The sequence below is a fragment of the Aeromonas sp. DSM 116730 genome (genome assembly GCF_046581335.1).
Taxonomy (GTDB): Bacteria; Pseudomonadota; Gammaproteobacteria; order Enterobacterales; family Aeromonadaceae; genus Aeromonas; species Aeromonas rivipollensis.
Map to the genome: position 1 here is coordinate 2,618,942 of NZ_CP144265.1, position 18,148 is coordinate 2,637,089.

At 60.0% G+C, this 18,148-nt stretch carries 17 protein-coding genes; 9 read left to right on the forward strand and 8 right to left on the reverse strand.

Going from position 1 to position 18,148, the window contains the following annotated elements:
* Positions 1-85: 85 nt before the first annotated feature.
* Positions 86-556 (reverse strand): glycine zipper 2TM domain-containing protein, encoded by a 471-nt coding sequence (locus Aeroheme_RS11945; RefSeq protein WP_234568032.1) that lies wholly within the window; start codon positions 554-556, stop codon positions 86-88.
* A gap of 17 nt (positions 557-573) precedes the next feature.
* On the opposite strand from Aeroheme_RS11945, the gene aat reads away from it, so the two are divergent.
* From aat to infA, 3 genes are read left to right on the forward strand one after another with little or no spacing between them, the layout of a single operon-like run.
* The gene (gene aat, locus Aeroheme_RS11950; protein WP_234689932.1) at positions 574-1,281 is read left to right on the forward strand and encodes a leucyl/phenylalanyl-tRNA--protein transferase; all 708 of its coding nucleotides are present in this window, start codon (positions 574-576) and stop codon (positions 1,279-1,281) included.
* The gene (locus Aeroheme_RS11955) at positions 1,278-1,994 is read left to right on the forward strand and encodes an arginyltransferase (protein ID WP_139435447.1); all 717 of its coding nucleotides are present in this window, start codon (positions 1,278-1,280) and stop codon (positions 1,992-1,994) included. Before aat ends, Aeroheme_RS11955 begins: the two co-directional genes overlap by 4 nt.
* Positions 1,964-2,281: a translation initiation factor IF-1 gene (gene infA, locus Aeroheme_RS11960; protein ID WP_231557514.1), complete on the forward strand. Its 318-nt coding sequence runs from the start codon at positions 1,964-1,966 to the stop codon at positions 2,279-2,281. Before Aeroheme_RS11955 ends, infA begins: the two co-directional genes overlap by 31 nt.
* 69 nt (positions 2,282-2,350) lie before the next feature.
* Here infA and clpA read toward each other — a convergent pair whose 3' ends face one another.
* Positions 2,351-4,603 carry an ATP-dependent Clp protease ATP-binding subunit ClpA gene (clpA, locus tag Aeroheme_RS11965; RefSeq protein ID WP_106886978.1) on the reverse strand — a complete coding sequence of 751 codons (2,253 nt, stop codon included), beginning with the start codon at positions 4,601-4,603 and terminating at the stop codon, positions 2,351-2,353.
* A 60-nt stretch (positions 4,604-4,663) separates the two neighbouring features.
* The gene (gene clpS / locus Aeroheme_RS11970) at positions 4,664-4,981 is read right to left on the reverse strand and encodes an ATP-dependent Clp protease adapter ClpS (RefSeq protein ID WP_005325410.1); all 318 of its coding nucleotides are present in this window, start codon (positions 4,979-4,981) and stop codon (positions 4,664-4,666) included.
* Positions 4,982-5,209: 228 nt separating this feature from the next.
* Between clpS and cspD the strand changes: the two genes are divergently transcribed.
* The gene (gene cspD, locus Aeroheme_RS11975; RefSeq protein ID WP_005300025.1) at positions 5,210-5,428 is read left to right on the forward strand and encodes a cold shock-like protein CspD; all 219 of its coding nucleotides are present in this window, start codon (positions 5,210-5,212) and stop codon (positions 5,426-5,428) included.
* 127 nt (positions 5,429-5,555) lie between these two features.
* Here cspD and asd read toward each other — a convergent pair whose 3' ends face one another.
* Positions 5,556-6,668 carry an aspartate-semialdehyde dehydrogenase gene (gene asd / locus Aeroheme_RS11980; RefSeq protein WP_139744376.1) on the reverse strand — a complete coding sequence of 371 codons (1,113 nt, stop codon included), beginning with the start codon at positions 6,666-6,668 and terminating at the stop codon, positions 5,556-5,558.
* Between the two features lie 329 nt (positions 6,669-6,997).
* On the opposite strand from asd, the gene sugE reads away from it, so the two are divergent.
* A complete protein-coding gene (gene sugE, locus Aeroheme_RS11985) occupies positions 6,998-7,312 on the forward strand; it encodes a quaternary ammonium compound efflux SMR transporter SugE (protein WP_106886980.1) in 315 nt (104 codons plus the stop codon).
* 81 nt (positions 7,313-7,393) lie between these two features.
* On the opposite strand, the gene Aeroheme_RS11990 is transcribed toward sugE, so the two are convergent.
* Positions 7,394-8,092 carry a B3/4 domain-containing protein gene (locus Aeroheme_RS11990; protein ID WP_106886981.1) on the reverse strand — a complete coding sequence of 233 codons (699 nt, stop codon included), beginning with the start codon at positions 8,090-8,092 and terminating at the stop codon, positions 7,394-7,396.
* Between the two features lie 310 nt (positions 8,093-8,402).
* On the opposite strand from Aeroheme_RS11990, the gene ycaO reads away from it, so the two are divergent.
* The 3 genes from ycaO (at position 8,403) to pflB (ending at position 13,717) form a co-directional block, all read left to right on the forward strand.
* Complete coding sequence (ycaO, locus tag Aeroheme_RS11995; protein WP_411165901.1) at positions 8,403-10,163, forward strand: 30S ribosomal protein S12 methylthiotransferase accessory factor YcaO; 1,761 nt, start codon at positions 8,403-8,405, stop codon at positions 10,161-10,163.
* 381 nt (positions 10,164-10,544) lie between these two features.
* Complete coding sequence (focA, locus tag Aeroheme_RS12000) at positions 10,545-11,393, forward strand: formate transporter FocA (RefSeq protein WP_106886983.1); 849 nt, start codon at positions 10,545-10,547, stop codon at positions 11,391-11,393.
* A gap of 41 nt (positions 11,394-11,434) precedes the next feature.
* Entirely contained in the window at positions 11,435-13,717 is a 2,283-nt protein-coding gene (pflB, locus tag Aeroheme_RS12005; RefSeq protein ID WP_025326749.1) for a formate C-acetyltransferase, read from the forward strand.
* Positions 13,718-13,840: 123 nt separating this feature from the next.
* On the opposite strand, the gene phnX is transcribed toward pflB, so the two are convergent.
* The 3 genes from phnX to phnW are packed head-to-tail and all read right to left on the reverse strand — an operon-like array spanning position 13,841 to position 17,209.
* A complete protein-coding gene (gene phnX, locus Aeroheme_RS12010) occupies positions 13,841-14,680 on the reverse strand; it encodes a phosphonoacetaldehyde hydrolase (protein WP_411165902.1) in 840 nt (279 codons plus the stop codon).
* Entirely contained in the window at positions 14,673-16,070 is a 1,398-nt protein-coding gene (locus Aeroheme_RS12015) for an aspartate aminotransferase family protein (RefSeq protein ID WP_411165903.1), read from the reverse strand. The genes phnX and Aeroheme_RS12015 overlap by 8 nt, the downstream gene beginning before the upstream one ends.
* Positions 16,070-17,209, reverse strand: a complete 1,140-nt coding sequence (phnW, locus tag Aeroheme_RS12020) for a 2-aminoethylphosphonate--pyruvate transaminase (protein WP_411165904.1) — start codon at positions 17,207-17,209, stop codon at positions 16,070-16,072. Before phnW ends, Aeroheme_RS12015 begins: the two co-directional genes overlap by 1 nt.
* Positions 17,210-17,438: 229 nt before the next feature.
* Here phnW and phnR point away from each other — a divergent pair, with 229 nt between their 5' ends.
* The gene (gene phnR / locus Aeroheme_RS12025) at positions 17,439-18,146 is read left to right on the forward strand and encodes a phosphonate utilization transcriptional regulator PhnR (protein ID WP_139737217.1); all 708 of its coding nucleotides are present in this window, start codon (positions 17,439-17,441) and stop codon (positions 18,144-18,146) included.
* Positions 18,147-18,148: the final 2 nt, after the last annotated feature.

Consider the following 18,148-nt stretch of genomic DNA (forward strand, 5'->3'; position numbering starts at 1 on the left):
CGCTTCGTGTAGTACCGCCCGGCGCCCCTTGCGGCCGCCGGGTTATTCCCCCTCCTCATGGCTCCCTGCCCGTTCACGGGTTTCCTCAATAGGTCTTGTCGACCCGCACCCCATCGCTGAAATAGAGGATGCGCACCTTGTCCCCCCTCGCAAACACCATGGCCGGATCGTAATCCTGGATCACGTTGATAAGCCCGTCTTGCTCGTTGCGGATTAGCAGCTCCACCAGCTTGTTCTCCACCACGCTGCCCCCTGACTGGTAGTGCTGCACCGCGGCCGCCCCCGCCAATGCCCCCACGGCGGTGGCAATCTCCCGCCCATGACCGCCGCCGAACTGGTTGCCGAGCAGCCCCCCCAACACGGCGCCCCCCAGGGTTTTCCAGCCGGTATGCTCGGATTCCAGCACCTGACGCTGGGTGATGTTGCGCACCGTATCCACCTGGCCAAACACCACCTGATCGACGGGGCGCGCCGTATTGCGCTCATAGGGTGCAGCCCAGGCGGGCGCCGTGACAAAGCCCAGCAAGCTGGATACTATCAGGATAATGGCCTTCATCTGTGAACCTCTGTCTTATGTCTCGCTATCTCACCGAACTGGATGATGAGCTGTGCTGGTTTCCCTCCCCCAGCCATGCGCTGGAAGAGCCCAACGGCCTGCTGGCGATTGGGGGAGATCTCTCTCCTGCTCGATTGCTGGCAGCTTATCACAGCGGGATCTTTCCGTGGAATGAGCCACACCAGCCACTGCTGTGGTGGTCGCCGGATCCCAGGGGGGTGATAGTGCCCGATGAGCTGCACATAGGGCGCAGCCTGCAGAAGTATCTGCGCCGCACCCCCTTCGACATTACCGTCGATAGTGCCTTCGATGAGGTGATAGCGGCCTGCGCCGCCCCCCGTCGCAGCGCCAGCGGCACCTGGATAAGCGCCCCCATGATCGACGCCTATCGGCAGTTGCACCGCCTGGGCCATGCCCACTCCGTCGAGATCTGGCAGGACGGGGAGTTGCAGGCGGGGCTCTACGGCCTCTCCCTTGGCCGCCTCTTCTGCGGCGAATCCATGTTCAGCCGCATCGATAACGGCGCCAAACTGGCCATGGTGGCGCTCTGTCGTCACTTTTCACGCCATGGGGGTGCCCTCATCGATTGCCAGATGCAGAACGACTTCCTGGCCACCCTGGGGGTCCAGGAGTGGCCAAGAAGCCGGTTTCTGACCACATTGGCGCGCCTGACCAGGCAACCACTGCAGGACGGTTGCTGGCAGCAGAGGAGAATCAGCCTATGACAGAAGAAGTGATCCTCAAGGTAGGCCTGACCCCCAGACACCCGTGCAGCTACCTCGGCCATGAGCAGGAGCAGTTGCTGGTACTGATGGATCATGAGCTGCTCAATGCGGCCGGTTATGAGCGACTGCTGACGGCAGGATTCAGGCGCAGTGGCAACGACATCTATCGCCCCCATTGCCCGGCCTGCAGTGCCTGCCAGTCCCTGCGCATCCACAGCGAGCGTTTCGTGCCGAACCGCAGTCAGAAACGCGTGCGTCAGCTGAACCGGGATCTCGAGCTGGTGCTGAGTTACGACGACAAACCCGAGTATTACCAGCTCTATGAGCGCTACATCCGCGAGCGCCACCACGATGGCAGCATGTACCCGCCGAGTCGGACCCAGTACAAGGGATTCCTGCACTGCGACTGGATGCCACCGCTCTACATGGAGATACGCAAGGAGGGACGGCTCATCGGGGTGGCCACCACGGACCTGCTCCCCCACTCCATGAGCGCCATGTATACCTTCTTCGATCCTGACTATGCCGACCGCTCTCTGGGCACCTTTGCCATTCTGAGCCAGTTGGAACTGGCCAGGCGCACGGGTCGCAGCTGGCTGTATTTGGGCTATCTGGTGGAGGCCTGTCGCAAGATGAATTACAAACGCCAATACCTGCCCCACGAGCTGCTGGTGCAGGGAGAATGGAAAAATATCGACACCAAGCCCGAGTAAACTTTACACATAGCCTTAAATCCGGCATGATCCAGCGGTTTTTTGTTGTGGCTTATCAAGAGGATTCAATGGCTAAAGAAGACAGTATTGAGATGCAGGGTACCATTCTCGAAACCTTGCCCAATACCATGTTCCGTGTGGAACTGGAAAATGGTCACGTGGTTATCGCTCATATTTCCGGCAAGATGCGCAAAAACTACATCCGTATCCTGACTGGGGACAAAGTAACGGTGGCTCTGACTCCGTACGATCTCTCCAAGGGACGTATTGTTTTCCGCTCTCGCTAAGCCAGGAATTCAGCAAAAAACCCCAGCCTCTCGGCTGGGGTTTTTTGTCGTTTCTGGCCTCAATCACATTTAGTGAGAGACAGCTTCAACATTGACCTGGAAGTCAAAGCTGAGGCTGTTATTCACCAGCTCCACTCTCACCACTCCGCCATCGACCAGTGAGCCGAACAGGATCTCATTGGCCAACGGCTTCTTGAGGTGCTCCTGAATGACCCGTCCCATGGGTCTTGCACCCATTGCCCGATCATAACCCTTCTCGGCCAACCAGTGGCGCGCCTCTTCAGATACCTCCAGTGACACCCCTTTGGCATCCAGCTGTACCTGCAGTTCGACGATGAACTTGTCGACGACCTGATGGATCACCGTCATGTCCAGATGGTTGAACCAGATGGTGTGATCGAGCCGGTTGCGGAACTCCGGACTGAACGTCTTGTTGATCACCGCCATGGCATCGTGACTCATGTCCTGCTGCTGGAAGCCAATGGACTTGCGCTGGGTCTCCTGCACCCCCGCGTTGGTGGTCATCACCAGGATCACGTTGCGAAAATCTGCCTTACGCCCGTTGTTGTCCGTCAGGGTGCCGTTGTCCATCACTTGCAGCAGCAAGTTGAAGACATCCGGGTGCGCCTTCTCGATCTCGTCCAGCAGCACCACCGAATGGGGATGCTTGAGCACAGAATCGGTCAACAAGCCACCCTGCTCAAAGCCCACATAGCCGGGAGGTGCCCCAATCAACCGGGAGACGGTATGGCGCTCCATGTATTCGGACATATCAAAGCGCAGCACCTCAACCCCAAGTGCCTTGCCGAGCTGCTGGGTGACTTCGGTCTTGCCCACCCCGGTCGGGCCGGCAAACAGGAAGCAGCCCACAGGGCGACGCTCGTTGCCAAGGCCGGAGCGTGACAGCCGGATGGCATCGGTCAATACGGTGATGGCCTTGTCCTGGCCGAACACCACCATCTTGAGGTTGCGCTCCAGGTTCTTCAGCACCTCCTTGTCGGAAGAGGAGACTGATTTCTCCGGGATGCGGGCAATCTTCGCGACTATGGCCTCGATCTCCGGCACATTGATCACTTTTTTACGCTTGCTGACCGGCAACAAACGTTGCCCCGCCCCCGCCTCGTCGATCACGTCGATGGCCTTGTCCGGCAGGTGGCGGTCGTTGATGTACTTGGCGGAGAGCTCGACCGCGGCACGGATGGCCTTGACGGTATAACGCACGCCATGGTGCGCCTCATAGCGGCTCTTGAGCCCCATCAGGATACGGGTGGTGTCGTCTATGCTCGGCTCGACGATGTCGATCTTCTGGAAACGGCGCGCCAGAGCCCGATCTTTTTCGAAGATCTGGGAATATTCCTGATAAGTGGTGGATCCCACACAGCGCAGCAAGCCATTGGAGAGCAGTGGCTTGATGAGGTTGGCCGCATCCAGCTGACCGCCGGAGGCTGCACCCGCCCCAATGATGGTGTGGATCTCGTCGATGAAGAGGATGGCCCCTTCCTGGCGTTCGATCTGCTTGAGCAGCACCTTGAGACGCTTCTCGAAGTCACCGCGGTACTTGGTGCCTGCCAGCAGGGAGCCCATGTCCAGGGAATATATAGTGCTGTTAGCTATCACCTCGGGCACGTCACCCTTGACGATACGATAGGCGAGCCCCTCGGCGATGGCGGTCTTGCCCACGCCAGCCTCCCCCACCAGCAAGGGATTGTTCTTGCGCCGACGGCAGAGCACCTGGATGGTGCGACTCAGCTCCTGATCGCGACCGATCAGCGGGTCGATGCGCCCCTCCAGCACCAGCTGGTTGAGGTTGGTGGCGAAGCTCTCGATCTGGGCGGACGAGACCTCATCATCGGACTCGGCATTGTTGCCGCCACTCTCGGGCTTGCTGTCTTTGCGCACCCCGTGGGAGAGAAAGTTCACCACATCCAGGCGGCTTATTTCGGCTTTTTTCAGGAAGTAGGCGGCCTGGGACTCTTGCTCGCTGAAGATGGCGACCAGCACATTGGCGCCGCTTACCTCGGTATTGCCCGACGACTGGACATGGAACACGGCACGTTGCAACACGCGCTGAAAACCAAGGGTCGGTTGGGTTTCTCTGTCTTCGTCATCGCGGGGGATGAGCGGGGTCGTTTGATTGATGAATGCGCGAATTTCCTTGCGCATCTGCTCCACATCCGCACCACACGAACTCAGCGCCTCATGGGCTGAGCTGTTATCCAGCAGGGCTAACAACAGGTGCTCGACGGTCATGAATTCGTGGCGCTCGTCACGGGCCAGTTTGAAAGCCTCGTTCAGCGTCTTTTCTAGATCTTTGTTCAACATAGGCACCTCCCCTCAGTACAGCAACAATGCGGTGTCGTTATCGCCATCAAGTCATCAGATTCAAGCCTTTTCCATGGTACATAGCAGTGGATGTTCGTTGTTACGTGAATAGGTGTTGACCTGGACCACTTTGGTCTCGGCAATCTCGGCGGTAAATGTGCCGCAGACTCCCTTACCACTATAATGCACGCTCAGCATGACCTGAGTGGCCTTCTCCAGATCCATACCAAAGAACCTTTGCAGCACCTCCACCACGAATTCCATCGGTGTGTAGTCATCGTTGTTCAAGACGACCTTGTACATGGGTGGCGGTTGCAGCTTCGTTTTCTCTGCTTCTGCAATCTCTTCATTAGCAAAGAGTTCTTTCTGCTTGCTCATAGTTGCGCTTTGGTACCTCTAGATTACTACCGTCTCGCTCAAGATTGTCAATAGACTTGTTAACCAGATCACATCGGTTGTTAACAACTTCTTGACTCGCTTAAAAGTTGGACTAGATTGGTTACTTGCTAATCGGCGCCCGTCTGCTACGGGGTGATGCTCTAGTTATATAAGGCTGGCGCAGGTTACTCAACGACTTCAGGGTAATCAATAAAAGGATGTAGATGTATGGCAACCGGAACAGTCAAGTGGTTCAACAACGCAAAAGGATTTGGGTTTATCTGTCCGGAAGGCGGTGGTGAAGACATCTTCGCTCACTACTCCACGATTCAAATGGAAGGTTACAAGACCTTGAAAGCGGGTCAGGCAGTCAACTTTGAACTGCAGCAGGGGCCGAAAGGAAATCACGCCTCTGTCATCGTGCCAAACGAAGCACAAAACATGTAAGAGTCAAACTGGATCAATTAAAAAACGGCATCCCGCAAGGATGCCGTTTTTTTATGTCACTCGTTGTGCCGACACAATAAGAAAGGCCGGGCCTTCCTTATTGTGTGCCCTTGCGAGCTATCCCCTGTCAGCGAGCCAGCAGGATGTTGAGCATGCGGCGCAGCGGCTCGGCGGCGCCCCACAGCAGTTGGTCACCCACGGTGAAGGCCGCCAGGTATTCCGGGCCCATGTTGAGCTTGCGCAGACGGCCTACCGGGATGCTGAGGGTACCGGTGACGGCGGCCGGGGTCAGCTCGCGGGCCGTGATGTCGCGATCGTTCGGGATCACCTTGACCCAGTCGTTGTGAGCGGCCAGCAGGGCCTCGATCTCGGGGAGCGGCACGTCTTTCTTCAGCTTGATGGTGAAGGCCTGACTGTGGCAGCGCAGGGCACCGATGCGCACGCAGAGGCCATCCACCGGAATGGCGGCATCTTCGATGCCGAGGATCTTGTTGGTCTCGGCCTGGCCCTTCCACTCTTCGCGGCTCTGACCGTTGTCGAGCTTGGTGTCGATCCAGGGGATGAGGCCACCGGCAAGCGGCACGCCGAAGTTGTCCACCGGCAGGGTGCCGGAGCGGGTCTTCTCGGTGATCTTGCGCTCAATGTCCAGGATGGCGGAGGCGGGATCCGCCAGCTCCACCGCCACTTCGTCACGCAGCAGCCCCATCTGGGTGACCAGCTCGCGCATGTGGCGCGCGCCACCGCCCGATGCGGCCTGATAGGTGGCCACACTCACCCACTCCACCAGATCGGCCTTGAACAGGCCACCCAGGGCCAGCAGCATCAGGCTGACGGTGCAGTTGCCGCCGACGAAGGTCTTGATCCCCTTGTCCAGCGCCTCGTCGATCACGTCGCCGTTGACCGGATCCAGGATGATGACGGCGTCCTTCTCCATGCGCAGGGAGGAGGCGGCATCAATCCAGTAACCCTGCCAGCCGGAGGCCAGCAGACGGGGATAGACATCCTTGGTGTAGTCGCCACCCTGAGCCGTGATGATGATCTCCTGTGCGGCCAGCGCCTCGATGTCGAAGGCGTCCTGCAAGGTGCCGGCATCGACGCCGAAATTGGGGGCGGCCTCACCGGCCTGGGAGGTGGTGAAGAAGGTGGGTTGAATGCGGGCAAAATCCTTCTCTTCCTGCATCCGGCTCATCAGTACCGAACCCACCATGCCACGCCAACCGACCAAACCAACTTTTTTCATAATGTCCTACCCTGGATAGCTGCTGTAAAAATGAAGTCTCATACGCCGTGATCCCTTGCCGGACGCGGGTCCGTTCACAAATTGGCCACAAGCATGATGTGTAAATAATGCGTCTGTCCACATTACGGATTGTGGCGACAGGCGCAAGTCGAATTGCGCAATAATCTGTGTCATTTGCCGCAATAACCATGGGTTCCGGGCTACCACGCTTGGCGGACTCCCCATCGGTCAGGCATCATGATGTCCGACTGGCAACCACTGCCCCCTGGGGACGACCCCAAGGCCTCCTTGACTCGCAGGGACGACCCTGCCCCGCGTGGAATACTCATATGCCCTGGTTACTCCTGCTACTGGCCGGCCTGTTCGAGGTCGCCTGGGCCATCGGCCTCAAGTACACCGACGGTTTCAGCCGTCCCCTCCCCACCCTGCTTACCCTAGCTGCCATGGGGGTGAGCGTGCTGTTGCTCGCCATGGCGGTCAAACAACTGCCGCTTGGCACAGCCTACGCGGTCTGGACCGGCATAGGCGCGGTCGGCACTGTGTTGATGGGGATCTGGCTGTTTAACGAGCCAGCCACCCTGGCCCGGGTGCTCTGCCTGCTGCTGATCATCGGCGGTATTCTGGGACTCAAGTTTATCGGCTGATAACGAGATGGAAGCGCAGCCCAGCGGCGCCCCAGCAGCGCGTATTAAAAATGGCCACCCAGGGTGGCCATTATGTTTTCCTCATGCCCCGTCTGGGCTTCCTATCAGCACACTCTCAATCCGGGCGCCCGGCATCATCTGCCTTAACCCCTCGATCAGCCGATCACCGGCCTCCTGCAGCGCCGCCAGCGGCATTTCAGGCAAGCTTTCCAGGATGAACCACATCTGCCCGGACTCGGCGCTGAGCCGGGTTCTGGTCCCCTGACGCCAATTCCAGCGGCGACAGGTCACGCCTCTGTCATCACACCAGACCACCTCGCCAGGTTCGGGGGTCTCGTGGGCAGGGGCCCCCTCCTTCATGGTGTCAAACAACTCGGTGCCATCGGCAATGATCAGCCGGGGCGACCCCTCATAAGCGGTGAGATCCTCCCCACCGACGGGGATGGCGTATTCGATGCTGATGGCGTTGTAGAGATCGACGACAGGATCGATGCAGGGCAGGCTGCCCTCCCGTTGCACCCGCTTGAGCAGCGCCTGGGCCGAGCAGGGGGTCCGCTGGGGCTTGGCGCCGAAGCGTTTGAACACCTCACCCCAGGCGGACAGATGAGCCTGTGCCCAGGGTGCACCGCCCGCCGCAACGGATTGGCAGGCCCGCGCCAGCGCTTGTGCGCCGACCTCGCGATCGACCATGGTGGCCCCGTCGACCTGGATGCTCAGGGCCCGGAATCCCGGGGCCAGGCTGGTCACCCTGGCATCAATCTGTGGTGTCATGAATGGCATAGCAACTCCCAATGGGTGAATCGTGGCGAAGGCGATAACGGCAGACGAGGCCAGGTGACCCATGCCCAGAGGGCTAGCGCGTGATGCTTGTCACCACGAAGAAACAAGTCGGCCTCATAATGGACGGCGGCATGACATAAAAAAAACTACTTTTTCTTAATATTGTTCAGGAGAGCTAATAACCCAGACTATGCCGGCCACCGACGGCAACCTGACCCGCACCTGGCAGGGGATTGTCCTGGCCGCTTTTCCCGCCACTCATGCTATTATCTGCGACCGAACATGAGCCATTAAAAATCAGGATATTGTGATGACCGACCACACTTTTATTCCCGGCAAGGACGCGGCGCTGGAAGACTCCATCGAGCGGTTCCAGACCAAGTTGCAGGCCCTGGGGTTTGATATCGAAGAGGCCTCCTGGCTCAACCCCGTGCCCAACGTCTGGTCCGTGCACATCCGGGACAAAGAGTGCGCCCTCTGCTTCACCAACGGCAAGGGAGCCAGCAAGAAGGCGGCCCTGGCGTCAGCCCTGGGGGAGTATTTCGAGCGTCTCTCCACCAACTACTTCTTCGCCGACTTCTATCTGGGGGAGCAGGTGGCGAACGGTGACTTCGTCCACTACCCGAACGAGAAGTGGTTCCCCATCCAGGGTGACCAACTGCCTGCCGGTCTGCTCGACAGCTTCACCCGCAAGTTCTACAACCCGGATGGCGAAGTGACTGCCGACATGCTGGTGGATCTGCAATCCGGCAACGAAGAGCGCGGCATAGTCGCGCTGCCGTTCGAGCGTCAGTCCGATCATCAGACCGTCTATATCCCGATGAACATCATCGGCAACCTCTATGTCTCCAACGGCATGAGCGCCGGCAACACCAGGACCGAGGCCCGCACCCAGGGCTTGTCCGAGGTGTTCGAACGCCACGTGAAGAACAAGATCATCGCCGAGGCCATCAGCCTGCCCGAGATCCCGAGCGAGGTGATCGCCCGCTACCCCGGCATCAAGGCCTCCATCGATGCGCTGGAGGCCGAAGGCTTCCCCATCTACAGCTTCGATGCCTCGCTGGGTGGCCGCTATCCGGTCATCTGCGTGGTGCTGCTCAACCCGAGCAACGGCACCTGCTTTGCCTCCTTCGGCGCCCACCCGCGCTTCGAGGTCGCCTTCGAGCGGACCGTCACCGAACTGCTGCAGGGCCGTGGCCTCAAGGATCTGGACGTCTTCGTGCCGCCGTCATTCGATAACGAGCAGGTGGCGGATCACCACAATCTGGAGACCCACTTCATCGACTCCTCCGGCCTCATCAGCTGGGATCTGTTCAAGCAGGAGTCCGACTTCGAATTTGCCGACTGGGATTTCCGCGGTACCTCCCAGGAGGAGTTCGATCACCTGATCGGCATCTTCCACGAGCTGGAGCAGCCGGTCTACATCGCCGACTACGAGCACCTGGGCGTCTACGCCTGCCGCATCCTGGTGCCGGGCATGTCCGACATCTATCCGGTCGAGGATCTGCTGCTGGCCAACAACACCATGGGCGCCCACCTGCGGGAAATCATCCTCGCCCTGCCGTCCCTGGAGTGGGACGCGGAGCAGTACATGGCACTCTTTGATCAGCTGGATGAAGAGGGTCACGACGAGCGCACCCGGGTGCGCGAGCTGCTCGGCATCGCCGCCGCCAAGGGCACAGCCCTGCACACCCTGCGGGTTGGTGAGCTCAAAGCCATGCTGGCGCTGGCCGCTGGTGAGCTGGAAAGCGCGCTGGATCTCATCGACTGGACCATGGAGTTCAACCAGTCGGTGTTCCCGGCGGATCGCGCGAACTACTACCGCGCCCTGCGCGCCTGCGTCGAGTTGTTCCTGGATGAAGAGCGTGACCCCGAGCAGTACCGCCCGGTGTTCGCCCGCATGTTCGGGGAAGAGACCCTGGCCAAGGCCTGGGCCCATGCCCGCGGCGAGGCGCGTTTCCACGGGCTGGAGGCGGCCGATCTGTCCCTCTCCCAGTTCCCGCTGCATCAGAAATTGCTCGCGGCCTACGAGAAACTGCAAAAAGCCAAACGAATCCATACGTGGAACTGATATGCTAGTGTGACGAAGGGGCCTGATGGCCCCTTCTGTTTTATGGTCTACGCTTTGGCGGGCCCTTACTCAAAGATGAAATAAATAACAAAAAATACCTCTTAGGGGGTTGTCAATTCGAGATTCATCATGCTCGGGAGGCGTAAAGGTGCATTGCCGGTGCTTTTTTTGATGAGGAAGATATAAATTCTTAAAAATCATGAAATTAAAAACAGCCCCATTTCTGTTTCACCTGAAACCTGGTGTAAAGTCAAGCTTCCGGATGAAGAAAAAACCTGTAGTAAAATTACATTCACAATCTGTAATTCTTGATCGGAGTCAATTTTGGGGATCAGCCCCTTTGTTATGATTTCCACAGGCAAAATATGCAGGTACTGAGAATTGAAAGCAGAATCTCCCTTTGATTGTCTGAAGCCCGAAGCCATAGCCGCGCTGGCTGAAGACATTACCTATGCCAAGGCAACCAAGCCCGCCCACAAGGTCATTCCTCTGGCCATCACGGCAGGTGCTTTCATCGCCATCGCATTCGTCTTCTATATCACCGTCACCACGGGATCGAGCGGCATGGCCTGGGGTATGTCCAAGCTGGTCGGCGGTCTCTGTTTCTCCCTCGGTCTCATCCTGTGCGTACTGCTCGGTGCCGAGTTGTTCACCTCCACCACCCTGACCCTGGTGGCCAAGGCCGCCAACCGCATCAGCTGGGCTCAGCTGTTCAAGAACTGGGGTCTGGTCTACTTTGGCAACCTCATCGGCGGGCTCATCATAGTCGCGCTCATCATCATGTCGGCCGAATACACGGCGGCGGATGGTCAGTGGGGGCTGAATGCCATGAAAGTGGCCCAGCACAAGATCCATCACACCTTCTTCGAGGCCCTGGCCCTTGGCATCCTCTGCAACCTCATGGTGTGTCTCGCCGTGTGGATGGCCTTCGGGGCCCGCACTGCCACCGACAAGGTGATGGTGATGCTGCTCCCCGTCGCCATGTTCGTGGCCTCCGGCTTTGAGCACAGCATCGCAAACATGTTTATGATCCCGGTCGGTATCGCCATCCATGCGGTAGCAGGCCCGGAATTCTGGCAGGCCATCGGCCAGGACCCGGCATCGTTCGCCGACTTGACCGTATCCAACTTCGTCCTAAACAACCTCATTCCGGTCACCCTTGGTAATATCATTGGTGGCGGCGTCATGGTTGGTCTGACTTACTGGTTTATCTTCCGTCGCCATCATTAAGGATGGCGGCAGACACATAAATACCTTGAGAGGTAATGAAAATGGCAGAACTTAACGAACAGTTCCAAAAAGCATGGGAAGGCTTCGCGGCCGGTGAATGGCAGACCTCTGTCAACACCCGTGACTTCATCCAGAAGAACTACACCCCGTATGAAGGTGACGAGTCCTTCCTGGCTGGCGCGACCGAAGCTACCACCAAGCTGTGGGACAAGGTCATGGAAGGGATCAAGATCGAGAACCGCACTCACGCGCCGGTCGATTTTGATACCGACCTGCCCTCCACCATTACCGCTCACGATGCCGGCTATATCGATCAGAGCCTGGAGCAAATCGTCGGTCTGCAGACTGACAAGCCGCTCAAGCGCGCCATCATCGCCAACGGCGGTATCAAGATGGTCAAGACCTCTTGCGAAGTCTACGGTCGTCAACTTGACCCCATGGTCGAGAAGATCTTCACCGAGTACCGCAAGACTCACAACCAGGGCGTGTTCGACGTTTACACCAAGGACATCCTGAACTGCCGTAAATCCGGCGTCATCACCGGTCTGCCGGATGCCTACGGCCGTGGCCGCATCATCGGTGACTACCGCCGTGTTGCCCTGTACGGTATCGACTTCCTGATGGCCGACAAACTGGCCCAGTTCAAGTCCCTGCAGGCTGATCTGGAAAACGGTGTCAACCTGGAAGCCACCATCCGTCTGCGCGAAGAGATCTCCGAGCAGCACCGTGCCCTGGCCCAGATGAAGGTGATGGCCGCCAAATATGGCTGCGACATCTCAGTGCCGGCCAAGACCGCCAAAGAAGCCGTGCAGTGGACCTACTTCGCCTACCTGGCGGCAGTCAAGTCCCAGAACGGTGCCGCCATGTCCTTCGGTCGTACCTCCAGCTTCCTGGACGTCTACATCGAACGTGACCTGAAGAAAGGCCTGCTGACCGAGCAAGAAGCCCAGGAGCTGATGGACCACATGGTCATGAAGCTGCGTATGGTTCGCTTCCTGCGTACTCCTGAATACGATTCACTGTTCTCCGGCGACCCCATGTGGGCAACCGAGACCCTGGCCGGTATGGGCGTTGATGGCCGTACCCTGGTCACCAAGAACAGCTTCCGTATGCTGAACACCCTGTACACCATGGGCCCGTCCCCTGAGCCGAACCTGACCATACTGTGGTCCGAGAAGCTGCCGGTCGGTTTCAAGAAGTACTGCGCCAAGGTATCCATCGAGACCTCTTCCGTTCAATACGAGAACGACGATCTGATGCGTCCGGACTTCAACAACGATGACTACGCCATCGCTTGCTGCGTGTCCCCGATGATCGTCGGCAAACAGATGCAGTTCTTCGGTGCCCGTGCCAACCTGGCCAAGACCATGCTGTATGCAATCAACGGCGGCATGGACGAGAAGCTCAAGATCCAGGTCGGCCCGAAAACCGAAATGGTCAAGTCCGAGTACCTCGACTACAACGACGTGATGGACAGGCTGGATCACTTCATGGACTGGCTGGCCAAGCAGTACGTCGCCGCCCTGAACATCATCCACTACATGCACGACAAGTACAGCTACGAAGCCTCCCTGATGGCGCTGCACGACCGTGACGTCTATCGCACCATGGCTTGCGGCATCGCCGGTCTGTCCGTGGCGGCTGACTCCCTGTCTGCCATCAAGTACGCCAAGGTCAAGCCGGTTCGTGACGAAGATGGCGTTGCCATCGACTTCGAAATCGACGGCGAGTACCCGCAGTTCGGTAACAACGACGCTCGCGTCGATGACATCGCCTGTGACCTGGTCGAGCGCTTCATGAAGAAGATTCAGAAGCTCAACACCTACCGTGGCGCCGTGGCGACCCAGTCCGTGCTGACCATCACCTCCAACGTGGTGTACGGCAAGAAGACAGGTAACACCCCGGATGGCCGTCGCTCCGGTGCGCCGTTTGGCCCGGGTGCCAACCCGATGCACGGTCGTGATCAGAAGGGTGCCGTTGCGTCCCTGACTTCCGTCGCCAAGCTGCCGTTCGCTTACGCCAAAGATGGTATCTCCTATACCTTCTCCATCGTGCCGAACGCCCTGGGTAAAGACATGGAAGCCCAGAAAGCCAACCTGGCCGGCCTGATGGATGGTTACTTCCACCATGAAGCCAACCTGGAAGGTGGTCAGCACCTGAACGTCAACGTGATGAACCGTGAAATGCTGCTGGACGCCATGGAAAACCCGGAGAAATATCCGCAGTTGACCATCCGCGTATCCGGTTATGCCGTTCGCTTCAACTCTTTGACCAAAGAGCAACAGCAAGACGTCATCACCCGTACCTTCACCGCCTCTCTGTAATAGAATCTCGGTGAACAAAAACCGGCGCCCAAGGCGCCGGTTTTTTTATGTCTGCTCTTCAGGGCCCAGCGGCTTGCAAGGCCGATGACAACCCAAGCCTCCCCTTCCCTCATACCATCTTGTTCAGGGCCGCTCCCCTGCCGCCAGACGGCGGTTGATGTCGGCGATGACGGGGGCTATGTCGGCCAGGGTATCGATGACATAGTGGGCCCCCGCCCCCCGCAGCTTGGCCTCTGCCGGCGCGCGCTTGGCGGCGATCTCCACCTCGCTCATGGCATCAAATTCTTCCCAGGTGGCACCAAACTCGTTGCCGGAAACCGACAACCCCACAGTCCACATGCCAGCGTTCAGCCCCTCGCTGATGCCCGGCACGGCGTCATCGACCTTGATGCAACGATGCACTGCACTCACTCCCAGCTCAATCAGGTTGGCCAGCGCCATCCAGGGGCCGGGGCGCCCGCCGGCCTTGAGATCGTCGGTGGCAACCCAGTGATCGGGGCTATAGCCGTACTCGGCTGCCGCCGGCACCAACGCCTCCATCACCGGGCGGGGATAGCCGGAGCAGGAACCGACCCTCATCCCTTGTGCTCGCAGCGCCTCCAGCACCGGCAGCACACCTGGTATGGGGGCGGCGAAGCGGGTCACGGCGGCAATCTGCAGCGGCATAAAGGTGTGATAAATGTGGTCCACCTCGGCGTGGCTCATGGGGTGGCCGAAGCGGGCCTGCCAGCGCGCATCCACCGAGGGCAGACGGCCCAGGGCGGCGATGTGATCCCACTTGCCAAGGCCCATGGGCTGGCGTGCTTCGTCTAGGCTCACGGGGAAGTCATAGGCGCGGGCGAAGGCCTCGACGAAGATGGAGGTGGGGGCGAAGGAGCCAAAATCGACGACGGTGCCGGCCCAGTCGAGGATCAGTGCCTCCACGTCGGTGCTCGGGGCTGCGGCAATCTGCAAATCAGTCATGGTGATGTTCCTGTTCCGGTGAAAGGGCGATCTCGCCGAGGGCGCGATCGAGAATGGTGATGGCGCGCACCAGATCGGCGCGGGCGATGTTGAGCGGTGGCGAGAGCTGGATGACATTGCCCTGGGAGACCTTGAAGCTGAGCCCGAGCTCCAGACAGCGGTAGAGCAGCCGCTCGGCGGCCTGGTTATTGCGCGTTCGACTCTGGTGATCGACCACCAGATCCAGCGCCCACAAGAGACCTATGCCGCGCACCTGGCCGATCAACGGGTGGCGCTCGGCAAGCGCCGCGAGCTCTGCCGCCATAAAGCGGCCATCCTCCTGCACCTTGGCCAGCAGCCCCTCTTCACGGATGGTGGCTATGGTGGCGAGGGCCGCCGCGCAGCCGATGGGGCTCTTCTCGTGGGTGTAGTGACCGAGCGAAATAGCCGCAGACTGATTGAAGCGATCCCGGGTGATAAGCGCGGCAAAGGGCACCACCCCGCCCCCCAGCCCCTTGCCCAGGCAGATGATGTCGGGCTCTATGCCAAACTCCTCGAAGCTGAACCAGTGGCCGGTGCGACCCAGAGCATTGGGGATCTCGTCGACGATCAGCAGCACCTTGTGGCGATCGCAGATCTCCCGCACCCGCCGCCAGTAGGCCTTCGAGGGCACCTGCACATCGGTGTTGCGGATGGGCTCGGCGATAAAGGCACCAATGCCCCCCTCCTTCTCGATGACGTACTCCAGATAATCGGCGTAGTGCAGGTCGTCCCCTTCCCCGCGATACCAGACGCCGCGATAGCGGGTGGGGGGCGGGATGCGCTCCACCCCGGCCATCAAGGGGCCCATACCGGCGCGAAAGCAGGCCTCGCCGCCGACCGAGATGGCATCGAGGGAGGCGCCGTGAAAGGCATCCCACAGGGACACCACCTTGCTGTTGCCTGTGATAAAGCGGGCGAGCTTGAGCGCAATACCCACCACCTCGCTGCCACCAGGGGCGAACAGCACCCGGTTGAGATCGCCGGGGGCCAGCTCGGCCAGGGTGCGGGCGCAGTCGATGGCGACCTGATGGGTGTAACGACGAGGCGCGAACGGCAGATCGGCAAGCTGCTGCTGCACCGCGGCCACCACCTTGGGGTGGCCGTGGCCCAGTTGATGGACGCTGTTGCCGTGAAAATCGAGGTAACGCGCGCCCGATACGCTGGTCAGCCAGCTCCCCTGCGCCCCCTCAAGCAGATCCAGACAGGGGCTGGAGAGGGCCTGATGGAGGAAGTAGCGGCTATCTTCCGCCAATCCCGCCTGCACCGCTTCGCTCTGGTCTGCCCACCAGCGCACGCGCCCCTCCCCCAGATTGATGTCCCCTTCGCTGTCGGCCCGGCCGCTGCCGTGAAGAGCATCGCGCATCATCATCACGCTTCCCCTTGCCAGTAGCAGGCGCTGGTCATGGCCGCGAGCAGGGCTCGTACCCGCTCTGGGGTCACGTCGCCGATATTGCCGATACGGAAGCAATCGGCCTGGGAGACCTTGCCCGGGTAGATGACAAAGCCCTGCCCCTTGAGCCGCTGGTAGAAGTCGGCGAAGCGGTAGTCAGGGTGAGCCGGGGAGTAGAAGGCGGTGATGATGGGGGATTGCCACTCCTCTGGCAGCAGCGGCGCAAAGCCGAGCTCAGCCATCCCCGCCACTAGCGTGCGCTGGTTCTCGCTGTAGCGCTGATGGCGGGCGGCAATGCCCCCCTCTTCATCCAGCTCGCGCAGGGCCTGGGCAAAGGCGAGCACCGTATGGGTGGGTGAGGTGAAACGCCACTTGCCCCCCTGCTGCTCCATGGTCTGCCACTGGGCGTGCAGGTCGAGGGAGACAGAGCGGGCACGACCGGCGCAGGCCGTCAGCGCGGCGCGGCGGGCGATGACGAAGCCAAAGCCCGGCACCCCCTGAATGCACTTGTTGGCGGAGCTGATGAGAAACTCGATGCCAAGGCGCCCCATGTCGATGGGGATGCCGCCAAAGCTGCTCATGGCATCGACGATGAGGCGAATGCCGCGGCGCTGGCAAAGTTCAGCCACCTCTTCAAGGGGGTTGAGCATGCCGGTGGTGGTCTCGCAGTGCACTATGGCCAGATGGGTTATTTCGGGGTGGCGCACCAGCATGGCGTCGATGGCGGCAGGCTCGGGGCGGGTCGTCTCGCCGCAGTCGAGCTCATGATGGCGCAGGCCAAGACAGCGGGCCATCTCACCCATGCGGGCACCGTAGGCGCCGTTGTTGATGATGAGCAGACACTCGTCGGCGCCGATCGCCGAGCCCAGCACGCTCTCCACCACATAGCTGCCGCTTCCCTGCAGCAACACGGCGCTGTAGTCGCTTTCATATTCCGGGCCAGTGGCCAGCCGCACCAGCTCGCGGCGGATGGGCTCCACCACACCGAGGTTGTAGTCCGCATCCCAGGTGCAGCTGTCTTGCAGCATGGCGGCGCGCACAGTGGCGGTGGTCGAGAGGGGGCCCGGGGTCAGCAGCAGGTAATCGACGGCGGCGGGGGCCGCAGGAATATGGGTCATGACTTCGCTCCTTTTGGTATATACCAGAATGAGCGCATTGTGGGTAACTACCCCGCCAAGGTCAAAGGGGTGGGGCCACGTGCAACAAAAAATTCATTTTCGGCGCCGGGATCGCGATAATCTAGGAAGCCTGAACAACAGGGGCAACACTGGTATCTACCAATGCATTATACCGTCTCCATTTAGCGACCGGACCTGCACCCCAACCACTGCCCAGCCAAGGATTTTCATGAGCAAACCCCAATACCTGCAGATCAAGGATGCCCTCGCCAACCAGATCCTGGCGGGGGGCTTGGCCCCCAACGACAAACTCCCCTCCGAGCGGCTGCTGGGGGAACTCTACGGCACCACCCGGGTCACCATCCGCGAGGCGTTGGTGCAGCTGGAGGCCAATGGCCTCATCTATCGGGAGGATCGCCGGGGCTGGTTCGTCACCCCGCCGCGCTTTCGCCTCAACCCCAGGCGCACCTCCAACTTTCACCAGATAGTGCGCGAACAAGGGGGCGAGCCGCGCACCGAGCTGCTGGAAAAAAGCCGCCAGGCGGTGCCCCCGGCACTGATGGCGCAGTTGCAGCTCAAGCCGTTCGACAGCCTGTTTCTGCTCAAGCGGCTGCGCTATGCCAACGGGCGCGCCATCTGCTATTGCGAAAACCACTGCCTGCCAGAGCGGGTTCCCGGTCTGCTGGAGCTGGATCTTGCCGGCAGCCTGACCGAGATCTACCAGGCCCATTACGATCTTCACTACGCCCGCATGCAGGTGCGCTTCTTCCCCACCGCCCTGCCGGACGAGGTGGCAAAGGCGCTGGGGGCCACCGCCGGGCTACCCGCCCTGCGCCTGGAGCGACTCAACTTCGATCAGCACGGCCGGGTGCTCGACTTCGATCTGGAGTACTGGCGCCACGACAGCCTGGAGATAGAGGTGGATACCCAGGATTAGGA